Source organism: Frankia sp. CeTa3Moorea (assembly GCF_978021225.1).
Map to the genome: position 1 here is coordinate 50589 of NZ_CDXDOR010000011.1, position 9143 is coordinate 59731.

General features: G+C 67.2%; 5 protein-coding genes. 3 read left to right on the forward strand and 2 right to left on the reverse strand.

Going from position 1 to position 9143, the window contains the following annotated elements; all coding sequences use genetic code 11:
• Positions 1-365 (reverse strand): FAD-binding oxidoreductase (locus AC08OV_RS03960; protein ID WP_476619311.1); only part of this gene is annotated, 365 nt, incomplete at its 3' end.
• A gap of 571 nt (positions 366-936) precedes the next feature.
• Entirely contained in the window at positions 937-1338 is a 402-nt protein-coding gene (locus AC08OV_RS03965; RefSeq protein ID WP_462185798.1) for a hypothetical protein, read from the reverse strand.
• Between the two features lie 553 nt (positions 1339-1891).
• On the opposite strand from AC08OV_RS03965, the gene AC08OV_RS03970 reads away from it, so the two are divergent.
• The 3 genes from AC08OV_RS03970 to AC08OV_RS03980 all read left to right on the forward strand — a co-directional run.
• Positions 1892-4618: a CHAT domain-containing protein gene (locus tag AC08OV_RS03970; RefSeq protein ID WP_476619312.1), complete on the forward strand. Its 2727-nt coding sequence runs from the start codon at positions 1892-1894 to the stop codon at positions 4616-4618.
• Between the two features lie 153 nt (positions 4619-4771).
• Positions 4772-8182, forward strand: coding sequence for a helicase-related protein (locus AC08OV_RS03975; protein ID WP_476612567.1), 3411 nt, complete (start codon positions 4772-4774; stop codon positions 8180-8182).
• 101 nt (positions 8183-8283) lie between these two features.
• The coding region (locus tag AC08OV_RS03980) for a DUF1156 domain-containing protein (RefSeq protein WP_476619313.1) at positions 8284-9143 on the forward strand (860 nt) is incomplete at its 3' end.

The window sequence follows — 9143 nt, forward strand, 5'->3', positions numbered from 1 at the left end:
CCCGCCACTCGCACACGTCGCTGATCCGGGTCGACCCAGACACCCCGCATCATCGACAGATCGATCATCAAACTGTCGTCGGCCGTGCAGGTCCCGGCGATGCTGTGGCCGCCGCCGCGGACAGCGACGAGTAGATCCCGCCTGTGGGCGAGGCTGACGGCGTCGACGACGTCGGCGGTCCCGGTGCATCGGATGATCAGACCAGGTCTGCGGTCGAGCATGGCGTTCTGGACGACCCGGATGTCGTTATACCCCAGGTCGTCCGACGTCAGAACCTGCCCGCGGAAGATCGTGCGGATCTCCTCGACCGTCTCGTCCGAGAGCGTCTGCCGTTCGCCATCCAGCGTGAGTATCTGTGCCGACATTGAGCGATCTCCCCTCAGCGCTTGCCGATGTCTCCGGTGGGCATCGGTCTGCGTTACTCGCTTCTACAGGGTGACGCCACGGCTGGATCGTCGCAAAATAACCGGTGGGAGCTGCGTCATTTTCTTGATGTGGACGATCACGAAATTCCCCAGCCGTGAGGGGCTGACGGTCACGTAATTCCTCACTCCGATCATGTAATTCCCTGGGAGTGCGTGTCGGGTTTGGGCTGGTCCGCCGGTCGGAGGGGGCTTTGTGCACCCAGCCAGCACCAATGCGAACCTGAACCTGTAGGTCACCCCTGAAGGGGAGTGCCACGAAGACTGCCGGCAACCGGTCCTGTCGTGGGGTCCCGCGCCTGCCTGCTGCGGATGTTGTGTTCGGACCCGGAGTGCTTCTACTGGCCCCGTTCACCTGGAGGCGGGTTCTCCTCCGACTCGCCGGGTCGGCCCTCGGCATTCCTACGGTCGTCGCTGCCGGAACCATTGCAGATTGGGCACTTGTTCGCTGGAATGCTGTGCTTGCATTGTGGTGGCAGACTCGGCATGCCTCTTGTGGACATTAATTCTCACCTCACGTGGCCGATGTACGGTTCCGTAGCGCCCGGTTAGCGTGTTCGTCCCGCAGGATGACAGTCAGTTCGGCGAGTGCGGCCAATATTGCCACTCCGAACCCGGCCCACCGCCATCCCGTCTCTGCGCCGGACAGCGGCGTGCCTGCGGAATAGGAAGCTGGCGGTGTCATGATAATGGCAACGCCTACGGCGAGCAAAACAATGCCGGCGTTGTAGGTGCGCTGGCAACGCCGGTACCATCGTGGCCAGGTTTCCATGTCGGCCCGTTGGACCTGAGCGCGTGCATGCTCGTCGACGTCGGGATCGAGATCCGAGATGCGGCCCCAGGCTTCCACGTCCTGCTTGCTGTAGAGCACGGCGCGTCCGTGGAAGCCGAACTGCACGCACGCGACGAAGGCCACACCAGCTACTACCATGGCCAGCATCGCCGCGCCTGGCCACCGAAGCGATGTGGGTGCCTGCGCGATGACGCCGAGGAGGGTCAGGGAGAACCCAGCGAGTAGCGGCGCGGCGACACCGACCTTGGTGTCGAAGGCGGCTGGCTGGCCGAAGTCACCGGGCCCGGACCATCGTGGCCCCGGGTTTCGACCAGAGGCTGGTGAATCGGGGCTGGGTGGCGATGGCGGGGGAGCGTCGGTGGCTGACATACCTGGACTCTGCCCTCGATGGTTCCGCCGCGCTGGCTCTTCTGCGCCTGACAGCGTACAACGCCGTGGGATGGCCCGATGTGAAAGCTCTGCGGAGAGTAGATACTCCTGCCGTCGAGGCGGGGGACGGGGAGTGTGAGTGGTGAGTTTCGCCCGTCGCCGCTGGTTCGACCTTCTCTGCCGAGACGTGCTTCAGCTGGCCGGCTCGTCGGCAGGCGTGAGCCACGCGTATGTGCCGGTGCGTCATCGGCCACTTCTGGGAGCGGCTGCCGTGGTGGCGTGGATCTGCCGGAGCGCGAGCATCGCCATGACCACCTCGCAGATTGTGGAGCGTCTAGTGGCATCCGGGGCTCTTGGGGACCTCGGGCAGGCGGAGACGGCGAACCTGGTCCGCCAGGTCCGGGTGGAGTGGGGCAAGCGGGGACTTCCGATCGCCGACTGGTGGAGCCCAGACCAGCTGCTGGGAGCGATGTTGTTCTATCTCGCTCCGCGGATCGCGTTCGAGCGCGGAGCGGAGGAGGCCCGGCGGCACCTTCGCATGGTCTTCGGGCTGACCGACGAGCGCGTCATCGCAGCCATGGTGGCGGAACCATGGGACCCGATTCCGCACCCTGTCAGCCCGCCCCAGATGGAGATCGATGCGCCAGGTGGGCAGGTGGGCGGCCTAGCGTTCCTCGCCTGCCTTGCCCGTCGTCCGGAGCTGCTGCGGCATTCGGTGAAGGCGCGTGAGAACTCGCTTCTTGGCGATGGCCGAACAGCGCGCTCGGGCGACTGGCAGCTCGGCGAGCGTGACCGGGAAGCGGACGAGTGGCTTGTGGAAGGTCAGACGTCCCTGGTGATGTGGGGTGCACTGCACCAGCTGCTCAGCACCTGGCCCGATGAGGGGTCGAACGCCGACCTCGTCGAGGTCGGCCCGCAACAACTGGCCGAGGCGAGGTCGATCGCAGCCGAGACGTGGCGTCGCTGCCGGCGGTGGCTGGCCGACCTGACCGAACCCGAGCAGACGCTCCTGCGTAGCCAGGATTCAAGATCGTTGCGCCGTCGGCGCTGGCTCGACGCGCACCTCCACACCTACCACTGGCTCTACCAGGCGCGGGACAGCGTCCCCGACAGCACGGTGACAGGGGCGCCTTCCACGGTTCCCGGCTGGGTCGCCACGGAGGTCTTCGACCTCGGGGCCCGCGTTCTGAGGCGAGCGGCTGGTCCGATCGAATTCTGGGGCGTGGTTCTTGAAAGCGACGAGGAGGAAGCCGAGGCCACCCTGCTTAGCGACGGATTTGCCGGGATAACCGTGGATAGCGCGGATGGGCGCGTCGTTATCTACATAGCAGTCGGACGCGGTGAGTGGCAAAACGCGATGCTCGCACCCTTCTATTACCATCTGGATGAGCCGTACGGCGCGGTCCAGCTTCTCGTTGCTTCCCTCGTCGGCGTACGGCTCGATTATTATCGGCTACGTGACGAACGGGAACTGGTGCATCTGGCGGGGGCGCTTATCAGGCTTCCTGGTGAAGCGCTGCGGCCGCTCCTCGACCAGGTTGACGAAACACTGCTGCGCGTCGAGGAAAGCGATCCCGACGTCTCGCCGCTGTTCTCTCTTTCTCTCGCACCTGACCCGGTGCCCTTCATGTTCATCGGTGCAGATCGCGCCAAGTCGGAGGAGATCCTTTTCGATCTCGATCTTTCGACTGAGAACGAACACCAGATGCGCGCCGTCCAGGAGGCTCGCAGTGTTCTGGCAGCCGCAGAGGAGAAAAGGGTCGCCGTCGAGACGGACGGCCATAGCGACGCCGTGATTCTTTCGGATGTGGCACGCGCGCGAACCATCTACCGGCGACGCCGACAGGAGGCGCACGGCGGGCAGCGCGGCCACAACCTTGCCGATCTCACTGCCGGCGTCGTTGGGCCAGGCCGGGCCTTCGTTCATCTCGCCGAGATCGGCGACGACCTCACCTGCCTGGTCACTGTTCATGACAGGGAAGAGCCGCAGGTGAGGAAGGTCGGCCTCGGGCAGGTCGGCGTGGCTCGGCTCCGGAACGTCTGCGGACTCTGGCTGGATCAGCAGAAGGAGGCGTCCTTGGAGAAGCGAGCAGCAGTCCTCGACGCCGTCCTCGACTGGGTGGCCGATGAACTGATCTCTCCGCTCGTCGAGGCGGTGGGCAACGAAATCCACCACCTGGTGCTCTCGCCCAGCCGCCTTCTGGAACCGATACCGATCCATGCCTGCCGGATTGGCGGGGGCACGCTCGACGATCTCTACCGAGTCAGCTATGCGCCGAGCGCTGCTGTTATCCGGGCCCTCGCGGCGAGGCAGGAGGGTCCACACGATCTTGATCTCGTGGTGGCCGCGAGCGGGGCCGACGCCCCGGTGGATCTCGGAGTAGAGGTTCTCGACGGCCCGGGCCAAGAGGCACGCGCACTTTCCATGATCGCGCCCGAAGCCCGGCTGCTGGAGGGATCCTCAGCCCGGCCCGCCACGGTACTCGACGCGGTCGCGGATGCCCACGTCGCGCACATCGCCGCACACGGCTGGTCCCGTCCCGATGCACTTGCCAGCGGCCTGTGGCTGGCCGGCGGCACCCGAGGTCAGTCGCTGCTCTCCGCTGCTCGCGTCCATGCCGGTCCGCCTCTGACGAAGACGTCACTGGTCGTCCTGTCCGCCTGCGAGACGGCGCGTCACCCGGTGGCCGGGCAGGCGACTCAGGCGTGGCGCGGCCTCGACAGCGCTTTCCTGGCCCGTGGCGCACGCGCCGTTGTCAGCACTCTCTGGGAGATCGATGACGTCGCGGCGCTCGTCTACGGTGTCACGTTCCACCGTTACCTCAGTTCCGGAAGCGACATCACCGATGCCCACAGCAAGGCTGTCGCGGGGCTGCGGAACGGCATCGACGACCTCCGCAGCCAGGACATCCTCGATCAGGTACGCCCCTCGTGGCGGACCGATCTCACGGCCATCGACAGCAGCCGTGCGATCGTGTGGTCGAGCTACCGGCTGTCGGGAGTGTGCTGGCCGCGGAGCGGCTCCTCGGCCTGACCGCTCGCCGCTGGCGCCTGGCGTGGCCGCCGGGGGTGCGGGCGCAGCCCACACCGGTCCGCCAGCGCGTCGGTGGTCGGGATCCGGGTGCCGCGCATCGGACTGTCGGACCGTTCCAGTAGCGTTAGTCGGCTGTCTATCGGGAGGTCGGTCGTGCTGCTGGAGGGACTCAAGCCAGGGCTGCGCGTCGACGGGCTCATCCCCGCCGAGGTCATCACGGTCATTGCCGCGCAATGGCACGGTTCCGACGCGCTCGAACTGACCTACAAGACCACCGCCGGCGGCCTCGGCCAGCAGGTCGTGTTCCGCAAGGACCAGGACAAGCTCAGCGTCGCCCAGACCGGCAGCCGCGCCTTCGATGCCAACGCCAGCGACTTCAAGCTCGTGGCCGAGGCGCAGCGCATCTCGCTGGCCGGGCTCTTCGACCCGATGCTCGCCGTCGCCACCAGTGACGTGCAGCCCCTTCCGCACCAGATCCGCGCGGTGTACGGCGAGCTGCTCCCGCGCACCCCGCTGCGCTTCCTGCTCGCCGACGACCCCGGCGCCGGCAAGACGATCATGGCTGGGCTCTATATCAAGGAGCTGCTGCTGCGCGACGACGTGAAGCAGTGCCTCATCGTCGCGCCCGGCGGGCTCGTGGAGCAGTGGCAGGACGAGCTCTTCTTCAAGTTCGGCCTCCGCTTCGATCTGCTGACCAACCAGCTCATCGACTCCCAGGTCAACCTCAACGTCTTCGAGACCAACCCGCTCCTCATCGCACGAATGGATCAGCTCTCCCGCAACGAGCAGCTCCGGGCCCAGCTCAGGGAGACCGAGTGGGATCTGATCGTCGTCGACGAGGCTCACCGCATGGGCGCCCACTACTTCGGCGGCAAGTTGGAGAAGACCAAGCGCTTCCAGCTCGGGGAGCTCCTCGGCGAGATCACCCGCCACCTGCTGCTGATGACCGCGACCCCGCACTCGGGCAAGGAGGAGGACTTCCAGCTCTTCCTCACCCTGCTCGACAGGGACCGGTTCGAGGGCCGGCAGAAGAAGACCACGGACACCAGCGGGATCATGCGCCGCCTGGTCAAGGAGGAGCTGCTTACCTTCGAGGGCAAGAACCTCTTCCCCGAACGTGTCGCCGAGACCGTTCCCTACGAGCTGACCGCGTTGGAGTACGCCCTCTACGCGGACGTCACCCACTACGTCCGCGAGGGGATGAACCGGGCCGACCGGCTCGGCGGCAAGCGCAAGAACACCGTCGGCTTCGCGCTCACCGTTCTCCAGCGGAGACTCGCCTCCAGCCCGGAGGCGATCTACAAGAGCCTCGTCCGCCGTTCCGAGCGCCTGGAGCGCAAACGGCAGGAGATCCTCAACGGCACCTACCGCGAGTCCGAGCCGACCGTCGACCTGGGCGAGATCGACGAGGACGGGTACAACGCCGAGGAGATCGAGGAGCTGGAGGAGGACCTGCTCGACGCCGCCACCGCAGCGCAGACCGTCGAGGAACTCAACGCCGAGCTGATCGAGCTGGCCGAGCTGGTGAAGACCGCCAAGCTCGTCCGCGACGCCGGCACCGACCGCAAGTGGACCGAGCTGTCGAACATCCTCCAGGACGAGGTGCTGACCGCCGACGCCAACGGTTGGCCGCGCAAGCTCATCATCTTCACCGAGCACCGCGATACCCTCGACTACCTCCGGGCCAGGATCGGCTCGCTGCTCGGCAAGCCCGACGCGGTCAGGGCGATCCACGGCGGCGTCCGCCGCGGCGAGCGTCGCCAGATCACCGAGGAATTCACCAAGAACCGCGACGTCCAGATCCTCCTGGCGACCGACGCGGCCGGGGAGGGCCTCAACCTCCAGGCTGCCCATCTGATGGTCAACTACGACCTGCCGTGGAATCCCAACCGCCTCGAGCAGCGCTTCGGCCGCATCCACCGCATCGGCCAGGACAAGATCTGCCGACTGTGGAACCTCGTGGCCTCCAATACGCGGGAGGGTGAAGTCTTCACCCGTTTACTGGCCAAGCTCGACCAGATGCGCCAGGATTACGGCGGCAAGGTCTTCGACGTCCTCGGTGAAGCCTTCACCGAGACCCCGCTGCGCGACCTCCTGCTCGACGCCATCCAGTACGGCGAGCGCCCCGACGTGAAGGCGAAGATGCACGAGGTCATCGACGCCAGCGTCGGCGATGGCCTCAAGGACCTGCTCGACGAGCGGGCGCTCGCCTCAGAGCACCTCGCCGAGGCCGACCTCCAGCGGCTCCGCGCAGCGATGGATGAGGCCCGGGCCAAGAGGCTCCAGCCGCACTACGTCGAGCTGGCGTTCAAGGCGGCCTTCACCCGTCTCGGTGGCCGGATCGCCAGGCGTGAGCGGGGGCGCTACGAGATCGCGAACGTGCCCCAGCATCTTCGCTCGGCCGGCAAGGGGCCGATCGCGACGAGGTACGACCGCGCCACCTTCGACCTTGCCCACGTCCAGCCCGACGGACTCGCTCGGGCTGACCTGCTCGCGCCCGGCCACCCGCTCCACGACGCGGTCATGGACGAGACTGTCCGGCAGTTCGGCGGCGCGCTGAACCAGGGCACCGTGCTCGTCTCCTCGACCCTCGAAGAGCCACACCTGCTCGTGGGCGTCGTCGAGGAGGTCGCCGATGCCACCGGAGAGTCTGTCGCGCGCCGTTTCGGCTACGCCTATGTCGACAGCTACGGCACCGTCAGCCCCGCTGGTCCTGCGCCGTACCTGGACTGCGTCGCCGCTCCCGCCAGCCCGGCGACCGACGCCGCACGTGCCCTTCCGTGGCTTGCCGAGGCCGAGGACAAAGCCACGAGCTGGATCATCGCCAACCGGCTCCCCGAGTACCTCGCCGAGGTCCAGCCCCGCCGGCTGGCGGAGTTGACGAAAGCCCGTGACCTGGTCACGAAGCGACTTACCGCAGAGAGCGAGCGCCTGCTGTTCGAGGCGGCGATCACCTCGGAGAATGAGCAGAAGGGCGAGAAGCCCAAGGAGTCGTCGGAGAGCCTCAACCGCAAGGCGGTCGAGCTCGACAGCCGGCTCCGCAAGCGCCTGGAGCTGCTCGACCAGCAGCAGCTCATGTCCACCAAGCCACCCCGCCTCGTCACCGCCGCCCTCGTGCTGCCCGTCAGCCTGTTCGAAGACGAACTGCCGCCGTCCGCGCCGATGCACGCCAAGGAGACCAAGGAGGTCGAGCGCCGCGGCGTCGACCTGGTCCTGGCGCGCGAGCGAGAACTCGGCCGCCAGCCCGTCGAGCAGGCGTTCAACAACCCCGGCTTCGACATCCTGTCGACCGACACCAACGGCGATACCTACCGCATCGAGGTCAAGGCCCGCGTCGACGGCGCCACCGACTTCTTCGTCACCCACAACGAGCTGATGACCGGCAAGAACGCCGTTCCGCGCTACCGGCTCGCCCTCGTCCGCGTCGACCCACGCGGGGCGCAGTACGACGAGGTCCGCTACCTCGCCGACCCCTTCGCCACCACCGATCTCGGCGACTTCGACGCCACCGGCCTCCGTGGCAACTGGACCAGGACGTGGGCCAAGGGAAGGACGCCGTTCTAACACCGCTGCACCCGTTTGCCCTGAACGTGTAGGGACCCGCCGCTATGTTCAGTTACGACGCTGGGTGGCCACCCGGGTCGGGAGCGTAGAGGGGCGGGTTCGTGGTGCGGACGCGGAAGCTGATCGAGGTGGCGCTTCCGCTGGAGGCGATCAACCGGGAGTCGGCCCGCGAGAAGTCCATCCGGCACGGACACCCCTCCACGCTGCACCTGTGGTGGGCACGGCGCCCGCTCGCGGCGGCCCGAGCGGTCCTCTTCGCCCAGCTCGTCGACGACCCGAGTGCGCGGCCCGAGGAGTTCCCCACCGAGGAACTGCAACGCAAGGAGCGGGATCGTCTGCACCACCTCATCAAGCGACTCGTCGTCTGGGAGAACACCCGAGACGAGAAGCTCCTGAGGGAGGCCCACGAGGAGATCCTGAAGTCCACGAACGGCAACCCGCCGCCGATCCTGGACCCCTTCGCCGGCGGCGGCACCATCCCCCTGGAGGCCCAGCGGCTCGGCCTGGAGGCCCACGCCTCCGACCTCAATCCTGTCGCCGTCCTCATCAACAAGGCGCTCATCGAGATCCCCCCGAAGTTCCGCGACCAGCCCCCCGTCTACCCCGGCCTGTCCGACTCCGAGATCCGCGCCTGGAAGGGCGCCGAGGGTCTGGCCGCCGACGTGCGTGCCTACGGTGCCTGGATGCGCGAGGAGGCCGAGAAGCGCATCGGCCACCTCTACCCCGAGGCCCCCCTCCCCGGCGGCACCAAGGCCACGGTCATCGCCTGGATCTGGGCCCGTACCGTCACCTGCCCCAACCCCGCCTGCGGCATCGAGATGCCCCTGGTCCGCTCCTGGTGGCTGGGCAAGAAGAAAGGTAAGGAGGCGTACGTCGTCCTCACCGTCGTCCCCGACCCCACCCACCCCTCGGGGCAGCGGGTCGAGTTCACCATCGGACACGACAAGGCTGACGCCCCTGC

What these genes read in the sequence shown, in the direction of transcription:
- AC08OV_RS03970 (WP_476619312.1), top strand. Translation starts at nt 1,892, where the DNA reads ATGACCACCTCGCAGATTGTGGAGCGTCTAGTGGCATCCGGGGCTCTT.